Annotated in this window: 22 protein-coding genes; 12 read left to right on the top strand and 10 right to left on the bottom strand. The window is 57.3% G+C overall.

Translation table 11 applies throughout. From position 1 onward, the window contains the following. Position 1 precedes the first annotated feature (1 nt). The gene (locus MWU60_RS01010; RefSeq protein ID WP_247225183.1) at positions 2 to 463 is read left to right on the top strand and encodes a TagF domain-containing protein; all 462 of its coding nucleotides are present in this window, start codon (positions 2 to 4) and stop codon (positions 461 to 463) included. Here MWU60_RS01010 and tssI read toward each other — a convergent pair. The 4 genes from tssI to MWU60_RS00990 all read right to left on the bottom strand — a co-directional run bounded on the left by tssI (position 450) and on the right by MWU60_RS00990 (position 6,876). Continuing rightward, positions 450 to 2,759, bottom strand: coding sequence for a type VI secretion system tip protein VgrG (tssI, locus tag MWU60_RS01005; RefSeq protein WP_247225182.1), 2,310 nt, complete (start codon positions 2,757 to 2,759; stop codon positions 450 to 452). The two genes, MWU60_RS01010 and tssI, sit on opposite strands and share 14 nt — an antisense overlap. A 97-nt stretch (positions 2,760 to 2,856) precedes the next feature. Next, positions 2,857 to 5,277: an ImcF-related family protein gene (locus MWU60_RS01000; protein ID WP_247225181.1), complete on the bottom strand. Its 2,421-nt coding sequence runs from the start codon at positions 5,275 to 5,277 to the stop codon at positions 2,857 to 2,859. Further along, on the bottom strand, positions 5,277 to 6,134 hold the full coding sequence (locus MWU60_RS00995; RefSeq protein ID WP_247225180.1) for a M15 family metallopeptidase: 858 nt from the start codon (positions 6,132 to 6,134) through the stop codon (positions 5,277 to 5,279). The genes MWU60_RS01000 and MWU60_RS00995 overlap by 1 nt, the downstream gene beginning before the upstream one ends. A gap of 4 nt (positions 6,135 to 6,138) precedes the next feature. After that, positions 6,139 to 6,876 carry a PP2C family serine/threonine-protein phosphatase gene (locus tag MWU60_RS00990; RefSeq protein WP_247225179.1) on the bottom strand — a complete coding sequence of 246 codons (738 nt, stop codon included), beginning with the start codon at positions 6,874 to 6,876 and terminating at the stop codon, positions 6,139 to 6,141. Between the two features lie 151 nt (positions 6,877 to 7,027). Between MWU60_RS00990 and MWU60_RS00985 the strand changes: the two genes are divergently transcribed. From MWU60_RS00985 to MWU60_RS00965, 5 genes are all read left to right on the top strand, one after another. Continuing rightward, entirely contained in the window at positions 7,028 to 7,705 is a 678-nt protein-coding gene (locus MWU60_RS00985) for an OmpA family protein (RefSeq protein ID WP_247225178.1), read from the top strand. Between the two features lie 133 nt (positions 7,706 to 7,838). Continuing rightward, positions 7,839 to 8,633 carry a hypothetical protein gene (locus tag MWU60_RS00980; RefSeq protein WP_247225177.1) on the top strand — a complete coding sequence of 265 codons (795 nt, stop codon included), beginning with the start codon at positions 7,839 to 7,841 and terminating at the stop codon, positions 8,631 to 8,633. Positions 8,634 to 8,637: 4 nt separating this feature from the next. Further along, positions 8,638 to 9,282, top strand: a complete 645-nt coding sequence (locus MWU60_RS00975; RefSeq protein WP_247225176.1) for a hypothetical protein — start codon at positions 8,638 to 8,640, stop codon at positions 9,280 to 9,282. A gap of 109 nt (positions 9,283 to 9,391) precedes the next feature. Then, on the top strand, positions 9,392 to 10,879 hold the full coding sequence (locus MWU60_RS00970; protein ID WP_247225175.1) for a caspase family protein: 1,488 nt from the start codon (positions 9,392 to 9,394) through the stop codon (positions 10,877 to 10,879). A gap of 7 nt (positions 10,880 to 10,886) precedes the next feature. After that, positions 10,887 to 12,299 (top strand): FAD-binding oxidoreductase, encoded by a 1,413-nt coding sequence (locus MWU60_RS00965; RefSeq protein ID WP_247225174.1) that lies wholly within the window; start codon positions 10,887 to 10,889, stop codon positions 12,297 to 12,299. Between the two features lie 64 nt (positions 12,300 to 12,363). Here the strand turns inward: MWU60_RS00965 and MWU60_RS00960 are convergent, their stop codons facing one another. From MWU60_RS00960 to MWU60_RS00940, 5 genes are all read right to left on the bottom strand, one after another. Continuing rightward, positions 12,364 to 13,644 (bottom strand): FGGY-family carbohydrate kinase, encoded by a 1,281-nt coding sequence (locus MWU60_RS00960; protein ID WP_247225173.1) that lies wholly within the window; start codon positions 13,642 to 13,644, stop codon positions 12,364 to 12,366. After that, positions 13,641 to 14,600 (bottom strand): class II aldolase/adducin family protein, encoded by a 960-nt coding sequence (locus tag MWU60_RS00955; protein ID WP_247225172.1) that lies wholly within the window; start codon positions 14,598 to 14,600, stop codon positions 13,641 to 13,643. Before MWU60_RS00955 ends, MWU60_RS00960 begins: the two co-directional genes overlap by 4 nt. Before the next feature lie 4 nt (positions 14,601 to 14,604). After that, complete coding sequence (locus MWU60_RS00950) at positions 14,605 to 15,450, bottom strand: TIGR01459 family HAD-type hydrolase (RefSeq protein WP_247225171.1); 846 nt, start codon at positions 15,448 to 15,450, stop codon at positions 14,605 to 14,607. After that, positions 15,447 to 16,376 (bottom strand): N-acyl homoserine lactonase family protein, encoded by a 930-nt coding sequence (locus tag MWU60_RS00945; protein ID WP_247225170.1) that lies wholly within the window; start codon positions 16,374 to 16,376, stop codon positions 15,447 to 15,449. Before MWU60_RS00945 ends, MWU60_RS00950 begins: the two co-directional genes overlap by 4 nt. A gap of 94 nt (positions 16,377 to 16,470) precedes the next feature. After that, positions 16,471 to 17,127, bottom strand: a complete 657-nt coding sequence (locus MWU60_RS00940; protein ID WP_247225169.1) for a GntR family transcriptional regulator — start codon at positions 17,125 to 17,127, stop codon at positions 16,471 to 16,473. Between the two features lie 147 nt (positions 17,128 to 17,274). Between MWU60_RS00940 and ugpC the strand changes: the two genes are divergently transcribed. The 6 genes from ugpC to MWU60_RS00910 all read left to right on the top strand — a co-directional run bounded on the left by ugpC (position 17,275) and on the right by MWU60_RS00910 (position 23,381). Next, positions 17,275 to 18,348, top strand: coding sequence for a sn-glycerol-3-phosphate ABC transporter ATP-binding protein UgpC (ugpC, locus tag MWU60_RS00935; protein WP_247225168.1), 1,074 nt, complete (start codon positions 17,275 to 17,277; stop codon positions 18,346 to 18,348). A gap of 30 nt (positions 18,349 to 18,378) precedes the next feature. Next, complete coding sequence (locus MWU60_RS00930; RefSeq protein ID WP_247225167.1) at positions 18,379 to 19,722, top strand: extracellular solute-binding protein; 1,344 nt, start codon at positions 18,379 to 18,381, stop codon at positions 19,720 to 19,722. Between the two features lie 81 nt (positions 19,723 to 19,803). Further along, positions 19,804 to 20,718 carry a sugar ABC transporter permease gene (locus tag MWU60_RS00925; RefSeq protein ID WP_247225166.1) on the top strand — a complete coding sequence of 305 codons (915 nt, stop codon included), beginning with the start codon at positions 19,804 to 19,806 and terminating at the stop codon, positions 20,716 to 20,718. Continuing rightward, positions 20,715 to 21,587, top strand: a complete 873-nt coding sequence (locus MWU60_RS00920) for a carbohydrate ABC transporter permease (protein ID WP_247225165.1) — start codon at positions 20,715 to 20,717, stop codon at positions 21,585 to 21,587. Before MWU60_RS00925 ends, MWU60_RS00920 begins: the two co-directional genes overlap by 4 nt. Then, positions 21,587 to 22,723, top strand: a complete 1,137-nt coding sequence (locus tag MWU60_RS00915; protein ID WP_247225164.1) for a Tm-1-like ATP-binding domain-containing protein — start codon at positions 21,587 to 21,589, stop codon at positions 22,721 to 22,723. The genes MWU60_RS00920 and MWU60_RS00915 overlap by 1 nt, the downstream gene beginning before the upstream one ends. Beyond that, positions 22,716 to 23,381, top strand: a complete 666-nt coding sequence (locus MWU60_RS00910; protein ID WP_247225163.1) for a class II aldolase/adducin family protein — start codon at positions 22,716 to 22,718, stop codon at positions 23,379 to 23,381. The genes MWU60_RS00915 and MWU60_RS00910 overlap by 8 nt, the downstream gene beginning before the upstream one ends. A gap of 213 nt (positions 23,382 to 23,594) precedes the next feature. Here MWU60_RS00910 and MWU60_RS00905 read toward each other — a convergent pair whose 3' ends face one another. After that, positions 23,595 to 24,194: a hypothetical protein gene (locus MWU60_RS00905; protein WP_247225162.1), complete on the bottom strand. Its 600-nt coding sequence runs from the start codon at positions 24,192 to 24,194 to the stop codon at positions 23,595 to 23,597. Positions 24,195 to 24,221 lie beyond the last annotated feature (27 nt).

The following is a 24,221-nucleotide window of genomic DNA, read 5'->3' as shown; positions in this document are numbered from 1 at the left end:
GATGCATCCGGGCCTGTTTGGAAAACTGCCGGCGCATGGTGACTTCATTTGCCGCGACGTCTCTGCCCCCCTGCGCCGTGCGCTGGACCACTGGATCACCCGCTACATCGGTCAGCAGGCGCTGCCTGCGGGAGGGTTACGTGCGCGTCTGACGCTTGGCGGCACATCCATCTTTGCCGTCATTATGACCAGCCGCGACAAGCGTGGGCGGATCTTTCCGATTGTCGCATTGGCACGGGACACCGGACAAGACATGGCACTTGTCGATGAATGGTGTGACCTCGTGGCCGAGATGTTGGGCGAGGGTATCAGCGATGCGACAGAAGCCGACACGCTTGTGCAGACCCTACCGCCCCCGCCGCATGAAACCACGGGCGACCCGCAGCGCGCGGATGCGCTGTGGAGGCAAGGTGAGACGCCGCAGCCACTCGCACACGCGCTTGCCTCCTTCAGTTCTGATTGATCTTGCTGCCCTTCATCGTGATCTCACCATCCGCCTTGATGTTGAACTTGCCCGATGCATCAAAGCTGATGTCTTTGCCTGCCACCGTGATGGTGCCGTCCTTCTTTAGGGTCATCACGGCTGATCCGCATTTCAACACAATACTGTCGGCGGCCTCCAATACCATAGCTTTGCCTGCCTTCACCCCGACGTCCTCGGCCACATCATGGATTTGGCCTTTGCCGACCTTGACCAGCCGTGCACCCGCGCCCGTCCAGCTCTGATCACCGCCAAGGTTGATCGTTTCATTGCCGCTGACGTCTTCGGTTCGATTGCCCCCAATCGTCTGGCTTTCATTGCTTGCAATGGTCCAGGAGTTATTGGCCCCGATGGTATGACTTTGAGCTGCACCCACAGTGACAGTACGCGCAGCGCCCACGGCCTGTGATTGTGCCGCACCGACAACGCGGCTTTCGGCACCACCGACATTGTCACTGCGTGCGACCGTGACGGTGATCGTCTGGTTGGCCCCCACGGATTGTGTGTGATTGGCCCCGATACTTTCACTACTGTTTGATCCAATATCAATCGTCTCATCAACACCAACCGAAAGCGACCTGTTGCTGCCGACACTTTCAGTATCGTTGCTACCGATGGTGACGGTACGGTCCACCCCGATATCTGTGGTCTTGTTGTTCCCCACATCCTCTGCCCGGTCCACACCGATGGATTGGGTGGCGTTATTGTCAACACGCTCTGAAAAGTCATGCTGGATCAAACGACTTTCATCATTTTTGATCAGCTCATTGTAGTCTTTCTGGGCTTGGAAATAGACCTCTTCCGACCCGGCCTTATCCTCGAACCGCAGCTCGTTGAAACCGCCGCCACCAAGTGAGCTGTCGGATTTCCATCCCGATTGCGTCGCACTGCCGGGCAGACCGTAAGGCGGCATTTGGGCGGCATTATAGACCCGGCCCGTGATGATCGGCTGATCAGGGTCGCCTTCGAGGAAATCGACGATAACCTCCTGCCCGATCCGGGGGATTTGGATAAACCCATAGCCAGAGCCTGCCCAGACCGAACTGACCCGCACGAAACAAGATGAATTTTCATCGCTCGCCCCAAGCCTGTCCCAATGGAATTGCACCTTCACACGGGCATATTCATCGGTAAAAATCTCCTCTCCAGCAGGGCCAACCACCACGGCAGTCTGCGGGCCACGCATGACCGGTTTGGGTGTGCGGCGCGGCGGGCGGTATTCTTCGGTCGTCGGGGTAAGCGCCAGATGGATCTGAAACCCTTCTTCAATCTGGCTGGCGTGCGCGCTGTATTGCCCATCCCAAAGCTCATATTCGGCACGCAGGATGGCATATTCGGCATTTTCAGCCTCGCGCCAGAAATCTGTCATCGTGAACAGATTGCCGCTATGGATGCCGCGTACGGTGGCCTGCGCAGACGCACGGGCAAAGGGTGATTTCAACGCCTGCATCCGCACCAAAGCCAACGCGTCACCACGATCAAGCGCGGTATATGTGCCCGGATAGTGATAGTCCTCCAGATCACCCAGATCATGCTCACCGGGATTGACGGATTTGCCCATCAGATCGGCAGCAGGTTTGGTGAAATCATAATCCGTGTGCGCGAACTCACCTGTTGTGACCTGCGCATCCCATGTCCACTGCGTAATAAAATCGCGGTTGTCATAGGTCGGGGGCAGATCAGGCGCAAAGGCGATCTCTGCCTGACCGTCAGCCGGTTCCAGCGCGCTGAGCGTATCGACAAGGATCAGCGTATGCGCGCCTTCTTCAAACTCGAAAAACGTGAAAATCCCCTCATGCTCCATCCAGCGCATCAGGAAATCGAGGTCACTTTCGCCATACTGCACGCAGTATGGGATCGGATCATAGGTGCTTTGCAGGCGGTTTTCGAACTTCGCGGCGGGATAGGCCCCAAACACCTCTTCAATAATTTCCACAATCGAAAGGTTCTGGAAAATGCGATTGTCAGTCGATTTCGACAAGAACCAAAGCCAAGGGCGCAACTGTGCGCGGTAGCCGACCCATTTGCCTGACACCTCTGTCATACTCAGCCGGTCAACCAGCCCATGCAGGAACACCGGTTCTGCGTCTTCATGGCCGATGCGCAAGGTAATCCCCTGCCCCAAAAGATCGGCAGCTGCGATATCAATATCTTCGCTGACCATATCGACATCGAAGGCAAAACAGCCGCCGACTTCGTCATATCCCGACATGCGCGAAAACAGCAACGTGTCGGGTCCAAGTGGCGTGGTGACGGTAAATTCGCGTCCTTTAGGCATATTTTAGATCGCTTTCTCCAAATCATCATTCGGACGGCTGAAATTGCCGCGATATGACGCCAGCATAACGTAAATTGGCGCAGACGTCAGGTTTCCTTTATAATTGCGCCGGACACTGCAGTGATTGCATGAGTGGGCGGACCGAGATCGGGTTGACCGGATCGGCAAAGCTGAGGTCAATAAACAGCCGCCCAACCTCATCGCGCATGTCGACAAGGAACCGCTGGCCATCATCACGGGGGCGCAGGCGGAGATCATCCAGCAACCGCAGGAACCCCCAGGTACCGGTGCGGGTCAATGAGGGGCTGGGGGCCGCACCTGAAAACTGCAAAGCAATGCCTTGCTCTGCCGCAGGGCCGGGCCAAGTCAGCGCAGTTGGCGCTGCGTTGGCGCGCACCGGTGCCGCCACCCCGCCCAGTGACAGCGTGGCCTGCCCTCTCTCTGCCAATGTGGCGACGGTCAGCTCCGCGCCCAGATTGCCACCCCCGAAAAGCCCGGCACTGACTGTCATCGCCTGCTCAAGAAACGTGGCACTTTCGGGCGACAGCCCTGCAAAACGCGCTTCGGTCTTCCAGCGCCAAGGCCGCATGTCCATATCCAGATTGGGAGCGGCAAACTGACGAAAGAACAAAGGGATCGTTCCCGTAGGCCCCAGCGTCTGCGTAACTGCGGCGGCGGTCGCAGGTGGACCCTCACCAAAGGGGAAACGCCCGGCCAGCGTCTGCTGACATTGCACATGGACCTGCACCCATGCCCGTGCAAGCGGGTTGTCAATGGCGTTGCCCCCGCTGATCTGGGCGAGCGTGTCTTCAACCAACAAAGCCACCACCCTAGGGGCGGCGCGCAACGACTGAATTGATTTTGCCCGGGTGGCAACGCTCATGATCGCGTCGTTGCCGCGCGCCTGATCAAGGTCGCGCGTGCTGAGTGCAACGTTCACGCTGGCAAAAAGTGCGGCAATTTCCTCCATGCGGCCTTGTTCAACATATTGGATCGTTGGGCCAAAGGCACGCGCAACCTCCTGTTGCAACGGACGCGGACGCCCACGATCCTGCCCACCGACCTGCAACCAGACCTCTTCCAAAAGCGCAGGAAGGGGCGAGCGTGATTGCGACAGCGTGCCTGACACGATGATCGCCGTCTCAGGTTGATCAAAGGGGATAACACGCAAGTCAGCCAGCCAGTCCTGCCACACCGCGACGGTTTCGCGTTGTTGGCGCGCCATCACCAAATCCGGCGTGTCGTTCTGCCGTGGCAGCTCTTGCCCAAAAAGCGGCATCGCCAAATCGCGGGTCTTTTGCACCGCGACACCCGCCGCGACATCGCGGGCTACCTCCCAACCGGCGATGGTGTATAGGCCCGGCACTTGTAACGGTGTGCCAGACCGACGCAACGCCACTTGACCCAGCCTTGGCACTGCACCTTGCGCATCCCAAACGGCGAGCCCTGCGATCTCTGGTGCGCGCAGCATTTCAAGCCATGCGCGATCTGCCTCTGCCGTTTCGGCGGCAAATTCGCGAGCCTGCGCCATGACCAGTGGGTCAGGTGGCGGCAAATCAGTGATCGGTCCGGGGATCAGCGCCACATGGGCGGCGAAGCCATGTAATCCAAACGCCTCTTCGCGTGCGGCCACCCAACCGGCCAGAAAGTCAGGCTCCCACGCGGTCAGACCTGTCAGAATGCCATGCGCCCGCAGCGTGTCGTAAAGCGCCAGCCCCTGCCCTTCGGTTGCCAGCGCAAGCCCGATCGCCTCGCTTAGCAAGGGTGACGCTGTTTGACTGACGGCACGTTGATAACGCGCCTGCGACTGACTGAAGGCATCGGCAAAGGGCAGCGTCATCATTCCGCGCAATGGGGCCTGCGCCACTGCTCCGCGCACATGGGTCAGATCGTCAGATAGCGTATTCAGCACACCCACTACCTGATCGCTCTGTCCACTGCTTTGCGCCATGAGGTCCTGTTCAAAGGCGGCGTAAGCCTCAAACGCCTGCCGATGAAAGCGCGCCTCCAAGAAAGCCACATAAGACGCCAGTCCGACGATCAGGAACGCAAGCACCGCGGCCAGTGCACCCATGCCCCGCGCGCGTTGTGGCCGAGAACGCAGCCCGCGTGCGTCCGACATGCGCCGCAGGCAGTAATCCAGAAACGCTGAGAGATCGGCATAATCCTTACCCTGCGCCTTGGCGATCTCAGCAAAGCCCGCGACCTCTTGCTTGCTCATATCGCGCCCGTCGAAAAGGCTCTGACGGGCCAACCCCGACCATGCTTTCAAATCAATACCGCGCCGCACGCGCACTGTTTGATCGGCCAGCGTGGCCAGCGCCAACCGCGCAGGCCGCACCTGAACGGACGGCAGACCCTGCGCCTGGCAGTGTTGGGCAAAGCGGCGCAGACGCACGGCCAGCTCATCTGCCAAACGGCGCGGATCAGAAATATCTTGCGCGCCAAGGTGGGCAAGAAAATCTTCAAGGTCCGTCGCCTGTGCGCGAAAAACGCTATGTTCGCCCGGCTCGGCCATCAAATCTGCCCGGCATCGGCCCAGGCGCGGAGCGTTTCGACACCAACCTCAAAATGCATCGAGTCCTCGCGCGAATAGGTCGCCCCCCAGAACCAGCCCTCTTCATTGAATAGCTCGGCAATGATCAGCAAACCGAACTGGGTGCTGCCGTCGCCAAACCCGTCCAAACGACCTTCGAGCTTGATATCAACCGCGGTGCCCCAACTATGATTGGAAATGGAAGAGCTTGAGCCCCGGATCAGCCGCACACAAAGCGCACCCGCGGTTCCGATAGATGCGTAAATATCCGGCTCAGTCTCTTGCAAACGGCCCATGATGCGTTCCAGCGAGTCGAGCGCAGGTTTGATCATCGTCACCCGGATCGGACCGATTTGGCGCGTTTCCAGCATGGCGCGCAAATTGGGATTGGTCACGCTTTGACAGGTTGTGCCATATTGCGCGCGCGGCTGGCCCAGCACCTCAAGCATCACGCGGTTGCCGGGCTGGGTGACGCCATTGTTGAACCGATCACGGGCCAGCGTCATTTCCTCGGTCAATTCAACGGTATCGTCATGATCGGCCAGCACATCGACGGCATCAAGACTACTGGGTCCAATTGCGGGAGACATGGGCGTCGTGGGTGCCGCCTCTAACGCTGCGCGCAAACCGGCGATTTCGTCCTGCGCCTGCTTCAGCGCATCTTCTGCCACGGCCTGACCTGCGCGTGCAGCACGCAACTCCACCTCGGCCCGGTTTAACCGCACCAGCGCGCCGCCATCCTCGACCTGGAACAGCACAGTGACAATCGCAAAGACCAGACCACCCATCACAAGTCCAATGGCAATGATCAATGGTCCCACAAATCCAGTGTCGCGCATGGCCTCAGTCCTCTGTCGCAGCGATGACAATGACTGACACATTGTCCGGCGCACCGGCATCCAGCGCAGCACGCACAAGCGCGGCAGCCGTCGTTTGCGGATCGCCATGGGTGCCGCCGAGTATGTCGGCAATCGCCGTATCAGTGACACAGGTGGTCAAACCGTCGCTGCACAACATGATCCGATCATCTGCGCGTAGCGGTAAGGTCGCAAAATCGGCATCGACAGCAGGAGCCACCCCCATAGCGCGGGTAATGACATGGCGGTCTGGATGGTTGCGGGCTTCGGCTTCACCGATCAGCCCTTGATCCATTAATTCTTGCACACGGGAATGATCATGCGAAAGCTGGCGCAGCGCGCCATCGCGCCAAAGATAGATGCGGCTGTCCCCTACCCACGCCAGATAGGACACCCCGTCTTGCAGAAAGGCGGCCACGAGCGTAGCGCCCATCGTACTACCGTTCTGTGTGGCAAGGGCATAGATATCGGCGTTGATGTGCTGGATCTGCGCAGCGAGGATCGCTTCGGGCTCATCGCCATCGGCAAGCGTTGCCAGACCATCAACCACCATTGCGGCGGCAACATCACCCTGGCCGTGCCCACCCATGCCATCGGCGACAACCCACAACTGACCCGAGGGATCAAGTAAGATGGCATCTTCGTTGCGCGTCCGCACCCGACCCGTGTGTGTGTAACCCGCACCGGAAAACCGCAGCGAATGCGGAAAAAAACCTGAAGTCATCGCACTGCGGCCAGAATACAGGCGACAATGCCCAGACCGCGTAGGTTGAAATAGCCCATTATGTACTGACCACGCATGGCAAGCGTTGCAATAATTGGCAGTTTATCGTAATAATATAGCTTGTCCTAATGTTTTTCCTTTGGGGACTGTTATGCAAAAATTTTCTTTCTTCACGACATTACTTTTTATCACCACGACCGTGCCCGCTTATGCCCAAGACATCGACAACAACGAAATCCTGTTGCGGTTTCAAGCGCAGCGCGACGCTTTTACCGAGCTGCGCGAGGAAGGCACAGTCAAAACCCGTGGCCTGACGCTTTTGACGGTCGACGACGTTGAGCCCGCCAGCGTTACAGAGGTTGAGACACCCGATAATCCTGTTGCCGGGACCGAACTTGCCCCGCTAACGACTGAAACCGATACCGATGTGGCACGCACATCACCTTTGGCACCAGAAACTGCGACAACAGTGACTTTTGGAAGGCTGGACCCGGACTTACAGGTCAATCTTTTTGTAAAATTCGCTTTCGATTCCGCTTCTATCGAAGATGATCAGAAACCGACCCTGGACCAGATGTGCACGGTGATGCGTGACAGTGACATCGACATGTTTCAGATCGTCGGTCACACGGATACCTCCGGGTCGGATGACTACAACGAACAGTTGTCGCGACTGCGGGCAGAAGAAGTCGCACGCTATCTGGTCGGCAGTTGTAACATCGCGGCAAACCGGCTCAGCACTCTTGGTTTGGGAGAACGTTTTCCGATCAACGAGGCCAATCCACGTGCCGACGAAAACCGCAGAGTCGAGTTCCAAGCGCTGAGCTAACAGCGCCACAAAGTTGACGTAATGTTCGTCAACGGCTACGGTTTTGAGCAGTATATAACGAATATGCGGGCGCCACCTACCTGATTTCCCGGCGCCCGGTTACCTATAGTATTTTTGATTTGGAAACGATCACATGGAACGAACTGACCATAAAAGGGTCTGGTGCGCCCGCCTATTTTCAAGGCCATTTCTTGCATCATTGGCAGCCGCAGGGCTGATATCTGGGCCGGTTTTAGGCCAAGGCGCAGAAAGCAGCGCATCGCCTGACAGTAAATTCGTGACACTACTGGGCATTCATTCAGCCACCGTGGCACCCAGCGGGATCTTGTTTGGCGGCGTCTCTCAATCCTTCAACCTTGAAGGTGACGATTCCGAAGAAGACGTCGCAGCATCTCTCGGATTTGGACTGGGCGATGCAAATAACGGATTTGGGTTACAATTCACAGCCACGGCCAACTCTGAAACGGATACGTTTGATAGCTTCAGCTACTTCGGACTGAAGACCGCAACAAGGCTGCAATCGGCCGCTGCGCCCACTTACATTGGTTTTGCGATTGATCGGATCGCTGGCTCTGGTGCGGCCGAGGATGTTGATGAAGCCGCATCTGTGATGCTGACCCGTTTTAGCAGCATGCAGGCTGGCAATAGCAGCTATCCGACCATTGCCACCGTAGGTGCTGGCACCCATGTCAGCGATCTGGCAACTGAGCCGGGCGTCTTTTTTGGTGCCGGGATAGGCCTGTCGCGCAACCTTGGTATGAGTGCCGCATGGAATGGCGAATGGATCGAACTTGGCACCGGTTTCAAGATCGGTGCGATTGAGAACCTGACCGTGACACTAGCCGTCGCGGACGCGCTGAACGAGACAGACAGACAACAAATCTCGCTTGGTCTTAGCTGGTTTATTGATGCCGGACAGTGGAGATAAGACATTGACAACATTTACTTTCAAAACCGTCCTCTCAGCCGCTGTCGTGATGCAGCTTAATCTGTCTGGCTTCGCTCATGCGGGGACAACCGAGGGACAACTCCCACCGCCGCCGCCTGTCTTTGTGCCGCCACCCGTTGGTGTGGATGCACCGGTCTTTGCGCCAACTGGCACGGTGACCAGTGTTGCCGTGAGTGCCGAGGCGACTGACGCCATCCGCTTTGACATCCAGTCAGCACAAGACTTCTGTCGCCGCGCACCAAGTGCGGAATACGGCATCGACTGTCTTGGCGATGCGCTGGAACAAATCGCGCGCGACATGCCGCAAACCGGCGACTATGCCGAAGCAAGAGGCGCCATTGAGCAGGCCGCGCGCAAACTGCGGGCTTTGGCACGCGAAAATGCCAGCCCGGACCTGCCCACCGGCGTCATTCGCAGCACAGGTCCCGATGGTACGCAGTCCAACAGCCCCCTGACACCGGTGCGGACCGACACCCTCGCGCAGACCAATGCCGCAGCTATCGCGATTATCGAAGAGGCTGAAACAATCCTTCTGCGCTCTGCTGCCAATTCGGCGGCGCGACGGGTGCATTACGAACAGATCGCGCAGGCCGTCGGCTCAAACAAAGTGCTGTTACGCTCGCTTTGATGCCTCGGCATCCACAGCCCTCTTACAAGGCCCGGCCTGCATTTCGCGGTCGGGCCATCCAGCGCTATACTAGCGCTACGCCTGCATGATTCCCGTAAGGATGATCACAATGCGCCAGTTAGTTCTGTGTTTCTTTTTGTTCTTTGCCCAATTCAGCCACGCCAGCGAACGCGTCGCACTTGTCATCGGCATGGCCGAATATGAAACGGTCGTCACGCTGGACAATACCATCAACGATGCCATCGGTGTGTCGGAAACGCTGGCCGAGATCGGGTTTGAGGTGACGACGCTGCTGGATGCCTCCGGAGAAGAGTTTCGAGCGGGGGTTGATGAATTCTCTTTCCGGGCAGAGACCGCCGATCTGGCGTTGATCTACTTTGCCGGACACGGGGTTGAGGTGCAGGGCGAAAATTTCCTGATCCCGATTGATGCCAATGTGACCTCAAACCGGGACGTGCAGCGTCAGGCGTTATCGCTGGATTACCTGTTGGAAGCCGTCGACGGCGCACGCAAGATGCGGATCGTCATTTTGGATTCCTGCCGTGACGATCCCTTTGGTGACGCGCTTGATTTGGTTGCCAACGCCGATACCGGTACATCACTGGAACCCACCCGCAGTGCCGTCCGCGGCGGTCTGGCACCCCCTGCCCCTGATCGCGGAACCTTGGTGGCTTTCGCCGCCCGTGATGGCGAAGTGGCATTGGATGGTGCAGGCAATAACAGCCCCTTTGCCACAGCCCTGATGAACAACCTGACTCAGCCTCAGTTGGAAATCAGCCTGATGTTCCGACAGGTCCGCGACCAAGTGCTATCAGCGACACAAAATCAGCAAGAACCCCACACCTACGGATCACTTCCCGGCAAGCCATTCTACATCGCGGGACCAGGCGATGATGACAGCTTGGTCACCAATGCCGATATGCGCATCGCCTGGGCCGATATCCGCCCTGATCAGGAAACCAAGCTGGCCGCACTCGCCGATGAAGGCGACACACGCTCTATGGTCGGGCTGGCCTATATGCGTTTGAATGCACAGGACGACCGCTATAACCCGCAAGAGGCAGCGATGCTGTTATCACAAGCTGCTGATGCAAACTCTGCCGAGGCACAGTTCGAGTTGGCACAGCTATATGAGATTGGTCTGGGCGTTGAGCAGGACATTGAAAAGGCCGTCGCCCTCTACCATGCCTCAGCCGCGGCTGACTTTCCCGATGCAATCAACGATCTGGGGTTTTTGTACTTCCAAGGCGGGCTCGGTATCCCGCGCGATCCTGACCGCGCGCTTGGGTTCTTTGAACGTGCCGCCGACCTGCGCCATCCGCAGGCGATGTTCAACTATGCCGCACTGATTGATGACGGTCTTGTCCCCGACAAGGGCAGTCAGGCCGCCGCAGGGTATCTTTACCAAGCGTTGCGGTCCGGTTCCGCCCAGGTGTTCGAGTTGCTGCGTGACCAACCCACCATGTTCAAAGCCGATACGCGCAAGGCTTTGCAATCGGTTCTTGCCGACAACGCATTCTACTCTGGCACCATTGACGGCGACTTTGGCCCCGGCACCCAGCGGGGCATTCGCGTCGCCTACGGGCTGACTGAGTGAACTCCCGATGCCAGTGAAACGCCGTTCTGTTTTGACCGGTCTGGCCGGGGCGGCCATGCACCTGCCCCTACCCGGCCTCCTGCATGCGCAGAGCGGCGGTAACGCCGATCTGATCTGGCAAACTGACGCTGATCGCAGCACCGATACCAGCGCCTATAATCGCAGGACCGCCAAAACGCCTGCCCACCGCGCCCTGTGCCAGACCGAGGCAGGTGTCGCCCAAGCCCTGCGATGGGCGCAGGACCGCGACATGCCCTTCAGCATTCAAAGCGGCGGACACTGCTTTGCAGGGTTGTCGCAAAGCGATCACCTGATCATTGATCTGCGCCACCTCAATCACGTCGCACTAACCGGCGACACCCAACTTAGCACCGGACCGGGGGCAACGCTGGGCGATGCCAATCTGGCCACCGCACCCACAGGCCAAGTGCTGCCGGCAGGCTATTGCCAGAACGTTGGCATTGGCGGGCATATCGGTGGTGGCGGGCTTGGCGTGTTATCGCGGGGCTTTGGGCTGGCCTGTGATCACTTGACTGCTTCGCGTGTCCTGTTGGCCGACGGGCAGATCGTGACGGCCAGTGCAAAGGAAAACCCTGATCTCTTTTGGGCGTTGCGCGGCGGTGGCTCTGGCAGCTTTGGCATCGTGACTGACTTCACCTTTCGGCTGCAACATGTGCCAACCGCGACCTTCGCTGAAAGTTTCTGGATACTTGATCATACCACTGCCGCGCAGTTCATAGCCGGCTGGCAAAGCCTGAATGAGGCACTTGACCCCGCCATCAGCAGCTATCTTTATCTGAGCAGTCACGCGCCCGGTCGCGCGCGCATCCGGGTCCGCATGGTTGCAACCACACCGGAGGCCGCGAGCAATAAGGCAATCGCTGACCTACAAAGCCTCGCCCCTAGCCTTACGGAACCCTTTGTTCTGAAGGGCAGTTTCGACGATATCGCCGAACAGGTCTGGCCCCGCGCCCATGACCCGCGGACTGAAACACGCGCCGCTTCAAACTATCTGGGCGCTTTCACTGATACTGGCATTTGGACGAATGTCCTGAATGCACTTGATGCCCACATATCCTATCAGCCTTCAGTCAGCATTGAAGTTCTGGGTGGAGCAATTGATGATCTGTCACCGGATGCGACGGCCTATGTACATCGTCGATCCGGCAGCTTCCTGGTGCAAATTCAGGTCAATGATCTTACCCAAGACGACGCGGCTGAAACTGATGCCGCACTCAGAGAGGTGCAGGCCACGCTAGTACCCGCGACGGTGCCCGGTGCTTATGTCAACTATCCAGATCGGGGCCTGACTGACTGGGCGCAGCAATACTGGGGCCAAAATCTTGCGCGGTTGCAGCAGATAAAACGGCACTATGATCCGGAAGATGTATTTCAGCATGCCCAATCAATAAGACCGTAGTCAAAGACACGCATATGGCGCGCGATGGTAGGTGTTGCTCTGAAAGAGCGTGCGGATAGCGACCTTACAAAGCATCGTGCATGATCAACCGGGCGATCCCGACGGAGGCTTCGGTTTGATCGGCCTTTTGCAACGGCATCCCAAGCACCCTTGATCGCATGGCCGTCCAAACAGCGTTTTGTGCGCCCCCGCCTGCCGTGAATAGGACCGTTGGCAAGGCGCCGCCCTGTGCGGCGATACTGTCATAACACTGCTTTTCGATGCGCGCGATGCTTTCCAAAAGCCCATGCAGAAAGGTCACGTCATCATCCGGGCGTGGCGTCATTCGGGGGGCATGATCCGGGTCGTTAATTGGGAACCGCTCGCCGGGTTTCAGCAATGGGTAATAATCTAGGGGGCTCTGCTTTGTGGGATCAATCTCATTGGACAGCGCAGCCAGTTGTTCCGCTGAAAACAGTGCTGCAAGCACACCGCCACCGGTGTTTGACGCACCACCCGCAAGCCAAAAGTCACCCAAACGATGCGAATACAGACCAACCGAGGGGTCGTCGACACGGGTTTCGCTGAGGATTTTGATCGCCAGTGTTGTCCCCAAGGATGTCACCGCAGCGCCCAATTTCAAAGGCGCTGCCGCCAAGAACGCGGCAATGCTGTCAGTTGTGCCCGCGTGGATTTGCGTATCAGCGGACAGGCCAAGCTTTTGCGCGATACCGGGCGATATCGGTCCGATATGCGCCCCAGCCGCCACAGGCGTCGGCAGCAGATCTACGTTTAAGCCTGTGTCAGCAAACCACGCAGGCCAAGCCTTCGTTTCAGGATCATACCCGGTTTTCAACGCGTTATTGTCATCCGACACGCCACCGCGCCCCAATAAATGCGCCGTGATAAAATCTGCCTGATGCAACAGATGCACAGCCTTGCACGCCGTATCCTCAGCCTGCAATCGCAAGGCACGCGCCAGTGCCGAATTAGCACCTTTCGTGATATGAACGTCGGGGGCATGACGCGCGATAACTGCGGCCTCTGCGTCGAACCCGGCGGAGTTATACATCAGTGCCCGGGTGACAGGGCGCAAATCCGAGTCGGTCAAGACCATCGTGCCTGATGTGCCATCAACACCGATCCGCGCGATGTCGCCTGGCTGGAAACCCAACGCGTCCAGCGCCGCAAATTGCGCTTTCAGACAGTCCTTCACGGCTTGCCACCAGCCCATCGCATCAATACGCGCAAGGTCCTGAGGCACATGCGGCGCGCGCGCGGTCGCGACCACGGCACCAATTTCGTCCAAGACAGCCGTGCGGACACCCGATGTCCCGATATCAATCCCAAGGCTGAGGGTCGTCATGACCGTTCGGCCAGCGCTTGGCGATATTTCTCGGCGTCCCAATTCAAAAGCGCGGCTTCGGCGGCCTGACCAATCGCCTGCGGCGTCCAATCGGCGGGCAACCGGCCCAGACAATCGGACAAACAACGGATCATCGCACGTTGCGACGGGGTCGCCCCTGCCCGTAGATAAACCCCCTGCTGCGGGATCAAAAGCACAGGACGGTCCTGATCTACATCCGATTTAGGCAGTGCAGGGCCAAGAAACACTACGTGGTCAGGGTAATACGACCCGGCAAGCGCCAGTGCGCTGACCCGTTCATCAAAGGCCATCCAGCTTTCGGCCAGCCGTTCAAAACCTAATCGGGCGGGCCCGTCAGACGTTGGCGCACGCGGGGTCTCTGGCATCGCAAGCCGGGTTTCGACCTCGGCCATGATCGCTGATGTCTCTGCAACTGTTTCACCGCAGCAGATCAGCCCGTGATTTTCCAGCACAACAACCTGCGTCTCAGGCGTGATGCGCTTCAGAATCTCACGGGTCAGCGGCAGGCCGGGTTTGGCGTAGGGGACAAAGACCGCGGGCAATCCATGCAGCTTTTCAGCCGCCGCTTTGCGTCCTTGCGGGCTGATCGCGTGTACCAGCGTTGCAATCGAATGCGTATGCGCCACAACCGGCCAATCAAGGGCCGCGTGAAACGTGGTTTCAATGGATGGGCGCAGGGTGTTTTCGGGGTCCAGCACAGTTGTCTTGCAGCTGCCGTCCCCTACCCCGCCAGCCTCTGCCTTGGCAGCATTGCGATCCACCGCCACAAAAATCGGCGCTGTTTCCGCATTGGCCAATTCAGTACCAGAGGCCTTGATCCACATCACGTCGCCTGACTTGATCGAGGTATTGCCACCGGGGCCTTGCACCCGCAACGGGTCTTGACCCAATTCGGCTGAAAACGCGCGGAAGGCAGGTGTAAGCAAGTGATCCATCGTCTTACCTTAAATCTGGAAGTGCATAGTCGGGTGCTGCCATACCGGCCGCTTGCGCCAGCCGATCAAGATCATCGGCCAGTGTCGCGTCGCTTAGGTCGGGCGCATGCACACCTGCACAAATCAGCAAGCTGCCCCATCCGGCGGTTTGTGCCCCAAGGATATCATGGTGCAGGCTGTCGCCGACCATCAAAATGCGCTCAGGCGGGCAGCCAAGTGCTGCTTGCATTGCTGCAAAAATCGGCAAATGTGGCTTCCCGTAGAAATATACGGTGCCGCCCATGTCACGATACCGATGCGCCAAAGCACCCGGCGACATCACATAAGTGCCCCCGCCACGCGGCGATGTCAGGTCTGGGTTAGAACAGTAAAGAGGCAACCCTTGTTTCAGACCTGCCGTCAGTTGCCCATCATAGTCATCTGGTCCTGTGCCGTCGGGCAACCCCATCAACAAGATCGCATCGGCCAATGCCGGCGTATCCACAAGATCTATCGTCAACCCTGCGGCCCACACCGCCGCATCACCGGCCTGACCTTCGATTGGATAAAGACGCGCCGCAGGGGGACTGTCGCCTGAAAAGACCTGCCACAAAGCCTCGCCCGAGGTCATGACACAATCAAATACTGCGGCATCAAAACCCATCGTGGCTATACGCGCCGCATTGGGGGCCGCGCGTTTGCCTGAATTGGACAAGACGCCAAGCTTCATCCCGGTATCATGCAGGCCATCGACCGTCGCCTGTGCAAGCTCATAGGCATTGCTGCCATCATGCAACACGCCCCATTGGTCCAGAACAATCGCATCGAATTGACCTGCAATTGCAGCGATGCTTGCGATCTGTTGGGTCACGGATCAGGCGTTGGCGGCACAAGCGCGGCGATATAGGCGTCGGCCTCGGCTTGTGTCAACGCGGGCGCGGCCTTATCCACCGCCCCAGCAGGCATATCGCCAAAGTAGAACTGATAGCCGGGGATCACCTGACGGCGCTTGCGGATCGGCATCCCCTCGTAGGGAAACACGTCAGAGCGCGCGTTGGCCACCTTGTCATGGCAGGCAAGGATGTAGTCTGCACGCTTGTCCAGCTCCTCAACCGATTTCCAACCCTCAAAGCTGTTCACGAAACGCGCAGGTACCCAGTAACGCCACTTTTCATCCGGGTTCGGTTCCATGTTGCGTTCCTGAAAAATCGCATCACCTGCAACAACAATATCCCCCGCAGAGGTCGCGACCGACACGGCCATATGCCCCACCGAGTGGCCCGGCGTATGGAACATCGTGATGCCCGGCAGTACCTCGCATTCATCCTCGACCGCCTCAAAAACGCAGCCCGCATAGGCCGGTTCAATATCCAGAATGCCGCATTCGTAAGTACGGTAGTAAAGCGGCAGCGGGTTATAGGCCATTTCAATCTCGGCCTTGGGCGCGATGTAGCGCGCGTTCTTGAACTGCTTCATGTTCTGGACGTGATCCCAGTGCAGGTGCGTGAAGACAATCGCGTCAATCTCATCAGGGTGGACGCCAAGTTTTTGTTCCAGATGCTCATGCACCTGAAGGCAGCCGCGTTTGTCGCATTTATGGTGATACTTGGTGGCGCGTTCTTCATCACAAAGGCCAGTATCAATCAGGATCTTATGGGTGCCGGTATCGACGTAATGGCAATAAACCGGGTTCCAGATTTTCTTACCCGCTGGTCCCTTCCAGAAAATATAGGTGCCAAGGTCAGCTTCGAGCCAGCCTGTGTTGATCGGGTAAATCTTTGTCTCAGCAATGCCCATAGGGTCCTCCGATAATGAGTCGCCTATGTTTGTATACAAAAATATAAAACTGTCTACAGTAAGGGGTCGATTTCACCACAAAAGCGTCATCTGACTAACTATTGACCGCCAAAACACGCATAAAACTTTCGGTCATATGTTGGCGCATACCGTCAACAGCAACCTGTGTATCGCTTGAAAAGATCTTGGCGAGTAGGATTTCATGATTAGCAACCGAGGCAACAAGATCGGCTTGTGTCTCAAGTTTTTTGGCGCGGAAGGGACCAGTCTTGCGGCGAAAGTCAGAGGCCAATTCAAAGATGTAGGGGTTTTCAGTGGCACGATAAATCGACAGGTGCAACGCCTCGTTGGCGTGGATGTAGGCGATCCGATCATTGGCGTCAGCCGCGGCCTTGCACCGCAATTGCGCCGCCTCAATCTCGGACCGGGCCAGAAGCGTAAGGCGTTGATTTGCAAGGCGTGCGCAAACACTTTCGATTTCTTGCATCGCCTCAAACATCTGCCCCAGTTCATCACGCGAATACTGCGCAACACGCACACCGCGCTTCTCTCCGGCGACCAAAACGCCTTGTGCAGTCAGTCGGCTCAGCGCCTCGCGCACAGGGGTGCGCGATACACCAAAACGTTCGGCCAACTTTGTTTCGTCCAGACGCTCGCCCGGTTGCAGCAACCCCGCAGCGATGTCACTCAAAAGAACAGTTTCGATTTTCTGTCCGGTAGATTCGCGCGAATTGGCTGTGGGGCGGTCCATTTTGGCATCCTAACATGTCTTGCGATGCCACATCCGTAGCATGATTTCCTGACCAAAACCACCAAAAGTCGTCACTTTGGATAATTTTGGTTGATTTTGTATACAAAGTGATATTCCTTGATCGCGACAAGGGGGAGTAAACGCCACATGCCCGAAATACGGCTCCAACAACTGCGCAAGGACTACGGCGCAGTGAATGTGATCGAGAATCTCAATCTTGAGATGGCAGATGGTGAGTTTACCGTTTTGGTTGGCCCCTCGGGCTGCGGCAAATCCACGACCCTGCGGATGATTGCTGGTTTGGAAAGCGTGACAGGCGGCCAGATCATGATCGGGGATCGTGATGTGTCACTGCTTGAACCGAAAGAACGCGACCTCGCGATGGTGTTTCAGGACTACGCGCTCTACCCCCATATGAATGTCGCGAAAAACATGTCGTTTGCTCTGCGTCTTGCGCGAATGAACAAGTCCGACATTGAAGCGCGCGTGAAAGACGTCGCGGCGACTTTGGACCTGACCGCTTATCTGGATCGCAAGCCTGCGGAATTGTCCGGCGGTCAGCGTCAAAGGGTGGCCATGGGTCGTGCGCTCGTGCGCGATGCAGGCACGTTTTTGTTCGATGAACCGCTGTCAAACTTGGATGCCAAACTGCGTGGACAGATGCGCGCTGAATTGGCCCTGATGTCACAGCGGATCAAGAAGAACATGATCTATGTGACCCACGATCAGGTCGAGGCGATGACATTGGGCGACAAGATTGTCGTCATGAAGTTTGGCGAGATCATGCAAGCCGGTACGCCAGAAGAGTTGTACCGCAGTCCCGCCAACAAATTTGTTGCGGGCTTTATCGGCTCGCCGACAATGAATTTCCTCAACGCTGAATTGGTCGATGATGCGGGCACCCTGTTTGCCAAGGGTGATGGGTTTTCCATCCCACTGCCTGACGCGCGCAAAGGCGCGCTGCAAGCCCACCGCGACCGCAACATTCACATAGGCATTCGCCCGTCAAGCTTTGCCGAAGGACCCGGTGGTCTTAAAATGCCGGTGATCCTGTCGGAATATATCGGCGCGCAATCCGTGCTGATCTCTGAGCTGGGTGGTCAGCGTGTATCTATCGAAATCAATACCGTCGCGCCTATCCGTGCCGGCGAAGAACGTGAATTCACGGTGCAAGGGGATGAAGTCCATCTCTTTGATCCCAAAACCGAAGCGGCGCTTTGAAGCCCGCAAAAAACCATCTGGGAGGATGATATGAAGGTAACGAAAACGAAAGTCTGGTCTGCGGCGATCGCCGTATCCCTGACCTATACGGCCGCTTATGCCGATGGCCATACGGCCGACGTCTATGCCCCTTATGAAGGCACGACGCTGGTCGTGAACTTCCCCGCACACCCGCATTACAACGCTGTGCTGGAAGTACTGCCTGAGTTTACAGAGCAGACAGGTATCGAAGTAGAAGTCGACCAGTTGCAGTACCTGCGGATGCGCGAACGTCAGACGCTTGAGCTGACGAAGGACGAAGGCGATTATGACCTCATCGCCTATGTTGTGTTTTCCAAGGCGGATTATGTCTTCGCTGACCAGTTGGAAAACCTTGCCAAATACTTCATGAACCCGCGCCTTGCGGACCCAAACTATGACGCTGCCGATTTGATCGACGGCTATGTTGCCAACATTGGTGTTGCCGGTGGTGAAAAGGGCTATCTGCCCGGTCAAACCGGTTCGCTTTTCGGTATTCCGTTCGGTGCCGAGACATCCGTTCTGGCCTACCGTAAGGACATCTTTGAAAAGCACGGCATCGAGGTGCCGACAAACTATGACCAGTTGCTGGAAGTGGCCTGCCAAATTCCTGAGCTAGAGCCGGGAATGGGCGGCATGGCATCACGTGCGGCATCCGGTCACCAGGCAAGCCACGCGTTCTTGCTGCACCTCGCCCCTCTTGGCGGTCGTGTGTTTGACGCGGAATGGAACCCGATCATCAACAGCCCTGAAGGTGTTGCAGCCGCAAACGCATTGAAAACCATCGTCGACTGCGGCCCAGAGGGTGGCACAACATTCGGCCCTGCCGAAGCAGCCGCTGCGTTCCAGCAAGGGCAAGCTGCGATGTTCATGGATTCGATTGCTTTTGCAGCCGGGTTTGAGGATCCGACCCGGTCCACTGTTGTAGGTAACGTCGGCTATGCAATGCACCCCGAAGGTGTCCGCCGTGGATCACAGACCGGTGGTTTTGGTATCGGTATCCCGTCAAACGCTCAAAACAAAGAGGCTGCGTTTCTCTTGATGCAGTGGCTGACCAGCAAAGAGCAGGACCTTGCGATTGCGATGGCCGGCGGGAACCCGTCCCGGTTCTCGACGTATCAGAATGCCGCGCTGAATGAGAAATACCCCTATTCGGCGACATTCGGTGAGGCGCTGCAATATGCTGACCCGGACTGGCGTCCGATCATCCCGACGTGGGGTACGATCAACGCAGACATCGGCACAACCATGAGCCAGGTCTTGACCGAAGGTCTGGACCCGCAAGAAGCGCTTGATGGGGTGGCCGAACGTGCACGCGCAATCATGGAAGAAGCCGGTTACTATACCTGGCAGTAAAACCTCCCAAGTGGTGGGCCGGTGCATTGCGCATCGGCCCTCCCATTTTCGCCCCGCGCCGTATCAGAAAGCCCCCGGATCATGAGCACAGCCCGCGCCAATCGCATGACGCCTTATCTGTTTCTGGCCCCCGCCGGGATCGTGCTGGCCGTCGCGCTGTTTTATCCCATCTGCTATATGATTTACGCCAGTTTTCTGGACTGGAACCCCAGCCAACGTATTGGTGAGGCGGATTTTATTGGCCTGCGCAACTATACCAAGCTTTTCAGCGACGCCGCCTTCCGCGAAAGCATGTGGGTCACGATTAAGTTTTCAATGGTCGTGGTTACCATCGAAATGATCCTTGGCGTGGGTCTTGCCTTGCTGCTGGATCGCAATATCCGCGGCATGTCAGTACTGCGCACGTTGTTTATACTACCAATGATGATTGCACCCATCGTTGTGGGTTTGATGTGGCGCTATATGTATCACCCGACCGTGGGCATTTTTAACCGCACGCTGACCGACTGGGGGTTTGACCCGATCCCATGGCTTGCCGATGGTGACTGGGCCTTTGCCTCTGTCGTGATTGCCGACGTCTGGCAATGGACCCCGTTCATCTTCATCCTGTCGCTGGCGGCCCTGCAATCCCTGCCTGCCTCGGCCATTGAGGCCAGCAAGATCGACGGCGCGACAGGCTGGCAACAGATCATCTACATCAAACTGCCCCTGATGCTGCCGGTGCTGATTGTTACCCTGCTGTTGCGTCTGATCGACAGCTTCAAGGTGCTTGAGGTGATCCTTGTGATGACCAATGGCGGACCCGGTCTATCGACTGAAATCCTGTCGCTTCGTATCAACCGCACCGCGTCTGAATTCCGGGAATTGGGCGAGGCCGCAGCCATGTCGAACCTGCTGTTGATCGTGCTGCTGATCCTGACCTTCACAATGTTCATCTACAACAAGGCACAAGACGCCCGCATGGCCCGATTGCGCAAAGTGGAGGAAGAGGTATGAGCGACAAGACCTATGATCGCCAGAACCCGGCCTTTTATGCACTTCTGATCGCGCTGGTCGTCATGGCCATCGGACCGATTTACCTGATGCTGGCGACATCGCTGAAACTGAATGTCGATATCATGTCCGACAGCTCCAGCCTGCTGTTCATGCCGACACTGCGCAACTATGAAACAGCCCTTTGCGATTTCCTTTGGTATGAGCCCGAACATCTGCGGCGTTGCGATCCGACCTTCGGGCGCGCTTTGGTCAACTCGCTGGTAATCGGTTTGGTTTCCACCGCAATCACACTGGTGATCGGCACAATGGCCGCCTATGCACTGGTCCGGTTCCGGTTTATGGGCCGCGATGTGGTGTCGCTGTGGACGCTGATGATGCGTATGGTGCCACCTGCGGTTTTGCTGGTGCCAGTGTTTGGCATCTGGACCTTTCAGTTCGGCATAGACGGGTCACGCGGCGGGATTGTTCTTGTTTATGTCGCGCTGAACCTGCCATTCGTCATCTGGATCCTGCAAAGCTTTATCGTGCAGGTGCCAATCCAGTTGGAAGAAGCGGCACGCATGGACGGCGCTGGCCCTTTTCAGGTCTTCTTTCTCGTGGTCCTGCCCTTGATCAAACCCGGCATCGCGGCCGCCTCAATCTTTACCTTCCGGGTGGCATGGAACGAATTCTTGTTGGCCAACGCACTGGCAGACCGCAACAGCCGCACCGTGCCCGTCACAATCGTTAACAGCCTGACCGAATTCGACATCGACTGGGGTGTGATCATGGCGACAGGCATGTTGCTTGCGATCCCGCCGATCATCTTTACCTTTGTTGCCAGCCGCCAGATCATCACCGGCATGACCGCAGGAGCCGTGAAAGGGTAATGAGCGTCCTACTGCTGGCCACTTACGATACAAAGCAGGAAGAGGCCGACTACTTAATCACGGCGCTGACAGCCTTGGGCGTGCCGGTCGAAACCATCGACATTTCCCTGCACGCAGGCGGCGCGCATTGGTCACCAAAGGAAAAGATCGCGGGGATGGCAGAGGCGACAGAGCGCGCCATCTCTGAGATTTCGCATAAACCTCAAACCGGACGGCGCATGGTCGTCGCCATTGGCGGTGGCACAGGTGGCCAGATTGCGATCCGCGTGCTGCGCTCTTTGCCTGTCGCGATGCCAAAAGTGCTGGTCACGACCCTGCCCTTCGATCCACGGTACATCATCGCTGACAGTGCCATCGTGCTGGTCCCCACGATCGCAGATCTTTGCGGGCTCAATGCGACCACGCGCGCGGCACTGGACCGGGCAGCGGCGATCACTGGCGGGCTTTATGACGCAACGCTGCCAACGGGTCCGGCTTCACTGGCCCCGTCAATTGGCGTCACTGCGCTGGGTGTCACGGGACCCGGCACCGATGCACTTTGCGCCGCACTAAAGGCGCAAGGCGAAGAAGTTACCGTTTTTCATGCCAACGGATTTGGCGGAGCTGCGTTTAGTCGTTGGGCGCAGATCGGCGCGTTCAAATCGGTGGTCGACTATACTCCGCACGAACTGACGCGCTGCTACATCGCGGGTGTGGCGGCGGATATGCCTGACCGTTTCACAAGCACAGGCCACCTGCCCCGCGTCGTATTACCCGGCGGCGTAAACTTCATCGGGATGGGCGCACCAGAGCTGATGCCGGAATCCTATCTTGCGCGCCCGCATTATTCGCATTCACCGCTGTTTACGCATGTGCAATGCAGCGAAGCTGAGATCATCAAATGCGCCAATATCCTTGGGACCGCTTTGAAGGCAGCGACCGGGCCCGTGCGGGTACTGATCCCGATGGGCGGCTTTTCCTCCGAAGACCGTCCGGGTGGCGCGATTGAAAGCCCCGACCTGCGTGCTGCATTTGCCAATGCACTGGAAACCCATGTGCCACTGACCCGACTTGACGGGCACATCAATGACGCCGCGGTGGCAGAGGCCGCCGTTGCAGCACTCAATGACATCACAAAGGACGACACAAATGCTTGATCCATCAGACATCGAAGCCAAAAAAGATGCATTAATCTGGTCTGCACAGCGCTGCTTTGATCTGGGTTTACAAACCAATGCGGGTGGCAATTTGTCGATCCGGCTCTCGTCAGCACCGGCTATCGTGATCAAACCATCAGGTGTTGGCTTTGCCGAATGCAGCCGCGACAATCTGCAAGTGGTCCATTTGGATGGGACTATCGAACCATCCGCCTTCAAGCCATCCAAGGATATGGATTTTCACCTTGATTTGTATCGGATCAGACCTGACATCAATGCTATCGTCCATTGCCACAGCCCATGGGCCACCGGCTTTGCGAGCGCCGGGATCGAGATACCCTGTCTTACGGTCCAAACCATTGAGAAAATAGGGCGCATGCCGCTTATTCCACTATCCGAAAATGGCGGTCCACAAACCGAGGTTGAGATCAGCCCGGTGTTTCAAGACACCTCCATACGCGCTGCTGTATTGGCCAACCACGGCACTATCGGCGTTGGTCGAACACTGACGGCAGCGCAATACTTGGCCGAGATCATCGAAGAGACCGCGCATATTGCCTTTGTTCGCGACACATTGATGGCGGCGCATGGGAAAACAACCGCAGATTTGCCCACCTACGGCACGGCAAAAGATGCGCGTGCCGGCGCCATGACGTAGGGTTGTACGGCAAAGCCCCAAGAGTTGGCGTTCTAAAACAATTTTAAGTACGTGCATGCAGCAAAAACGTTCCGAAGTGGGGACCGGATCAAAGGCATCGCATTACGCAGCAACAAATCAACCACGTGCCCCTTTGGAAGACTCCCCTGTCAGCAAAACCGCCTCCTGTCTGTCGCAGCATGCCAAGTCAAAGGCAGACGGCGCGCCATAGCCTCATCCATATTCTTGCGCAAAAGTAATCCATTGACCGACATCCAGAATCTGACCCACAACACCAAGGCGTGCCGCTAACTCTGTTGCATCCTGCGTCGCCAGTGTCGCCAAACTATCAATGTCACATTGTGCCAACATCCAGATCAGGCCAGGACCCGCTCCGGGTAACGCGGCCAAGTCGCTTTCCTTCCAGTTTTCAATCAAGCTTTTGGGCGCCACATCCGCCTCGGTTGGCTCTGCCTGAGGCACAGTCTCAACCGGCGCGATCGGCGTTTCGATCTCCGGCGTTTCCATCTCCGGCATAGCCGCATTCTTGGTTGCTAACTCATCAAGACTATCCATTTCTGGAATGTCGCCTGCTTCTTCCGCCGGCACATCATCCTCAATCGCAGTGCTCATCGCCTCATCTGCAACCAAGTCAGTTTCGACAGGTTCTGCTGCTGCCGTTACAATCGCGTCCTGCGGCGTTGGATCGCTTTGCGAAGTCTGTTCTTCTTCAAATGACGCAACCAAGCGGTTGTTGTCGGCGGAAATGGCAGACTTCCTTGCCATCCGTGCTTTGCGGATTTCGATTAGATTTGCCCGGGCAGAGCGTCTCACGTCGACCGCCCGTTTCTTATAGTTTTC

Origin of the sequence: Yoonia sp. F2084L (assembly GCF_023015625.1) — a bacterium.
Lineage (GTDB): Bacteria > Pseudomonadota > Alphaproteobacteria > Rhodobacterales > Rhodobacteraceae > Yoonia.
The sequence above is the reverse complement of the archived record's forward strand: the minus strand, read 5'-3'. Positions and strand labels throughout refer to the sequence as shown.

Excerpts from the sequence above, each read along its gene's own strand:
- MWU60_RS00985 (WP_247225178.1), top strand. The coding sequence starts at position 7,028 with ATGCAAAAATTTTCTTTCTTCACGACATTACTTTTTATCACCACGACC.
- ugpC (WP_247225168.1), top strand. The coding sequence starts at position 17,275 with ATGCCCGAAATACGGCTCCAACAACTGCGCAAGGACTACGGCGCAGTG.
- MWU60_RS00970 (WP_247225175.1), top strand. The coding sequence starts at position 9,392 with ATGCGCCAGTTAGTTCTGTGTTTCTTTTTGTTCTTTGCCCAATTCAGC.
- MWU60_RS00940 (WP_247225169.1), bottom strand. The coding sequence starts at position 17,127 with ATGGACCGCCCCACAGCCAATTCGCGCGAATCTACCGGACAGAAAATC.
- MWU60_RS01000 (WP_247225181.1), bottom strand. The coding sequence starts at position 5,277 with ATGGCCGAGCCGGGCGAACATAGCGTTTTTCGCGCACAGGCGACGGAC.
- MWU60_RS00995 (WP_247225180.1), bottom strand. The coding sequence starts at position 6,134 with ATGCGCGACACTGGATTTGTGGGACCATTGATCATTGCCATTGGACTT.
- MWU60_RS00945 (WP_247225170.1), bottom strand. The coding sequence starts at position 16,376 with ATGGGCATTGCTGAGACAAAGATTTACCCGATCAACACAGGCTGGCTC.
- MWU60_RS01010 (WP_247225183.1), top strand. The coding sequence starts at position 2 with ATGCATCCGGGCCTGTTTGGAAAACTGCCGGCGCATGGTGACTTCATT.
- MWU60_RS00910 (WP_247225163.1), top strand. The coding sequence starts at position 22,716 with ATGCTTGATCCATCAGACATCGAAGCCAAAAAAGATGCATTAATCTGG.
- tssI (WP_247225182.1), bottom strand. The coding sequence starts at position 2,759 with ATGCCTAAAGGACGCGAATTTACCGTCACCACGCCACTTGGACCCGAC.
- MWU60_RS00990 (WP_247225179.1), bottom strand. The coding sequence starts at position 6,876 with ATGACTTCAGGTTTTTTTCCGCATTCGCTGCGGTTTTCCGGTGCGGGT.
- MWU60_RS00930 (WP_247225167.1), top strand. The coding sequence starts at position 18,379 with ATGAAGGTAACGAAAACGAAAGTCTGGTCTGCGGCGATCGCCGTATCC.
- MWU60_RS00955 (WP_247225172.1), bottom strand. The coding sequence starts at position 14,600 with ATGGATCACTTGCTTACACCTGCCTTCCGCGCGTTTTCAGCCGAATTG.
- MWU60_RS00980 (WP_247225177.1), top strand. The coding sequence starts at position 7,839 with ATGGAACGAACTGACCATAAAAGGGTCTGGTGCGCCCGCCTATTTTCA.
- MWU60_RS00925 (WP_247225166.1), top strand. The coding sequence starts at position 19,804 with ATGAGCACAGCCCGCGCCAATCGCATGACGCCTTATCTGTTTCTGGCC.
- MWU60_RS00965 (WP_247225174.1), top strand. The coding sequence starts at position 10,887 with ATGCCAGTGAAACGCCGTTCTGTTTTGACCGGTCTGGCCGGGGCGGCC.
- MWU60_RS00960 (WP_247225173.1), bottom strand. The coding sequence starts at position 13,644 with ATGACGACCCTCAGCCTTGGGATTGATATCGGGACATCGGGTGTCCGC.
- MWU60_RS00920 (WP_247225165.1), top strand. The coding sequence starts at position 20,715 with ATGAGCGACAAGACCTATGATCGCCAGAACCCGGCCTTTTATGCACTT.
- MWU60_RS00915 (WP_247225164.1), top strand. The coding sequence starts at position 21,587 with ATGAGCGTCCTACTGCTGGCCACTTACGATACAAAGCAGGAAGAGGCC.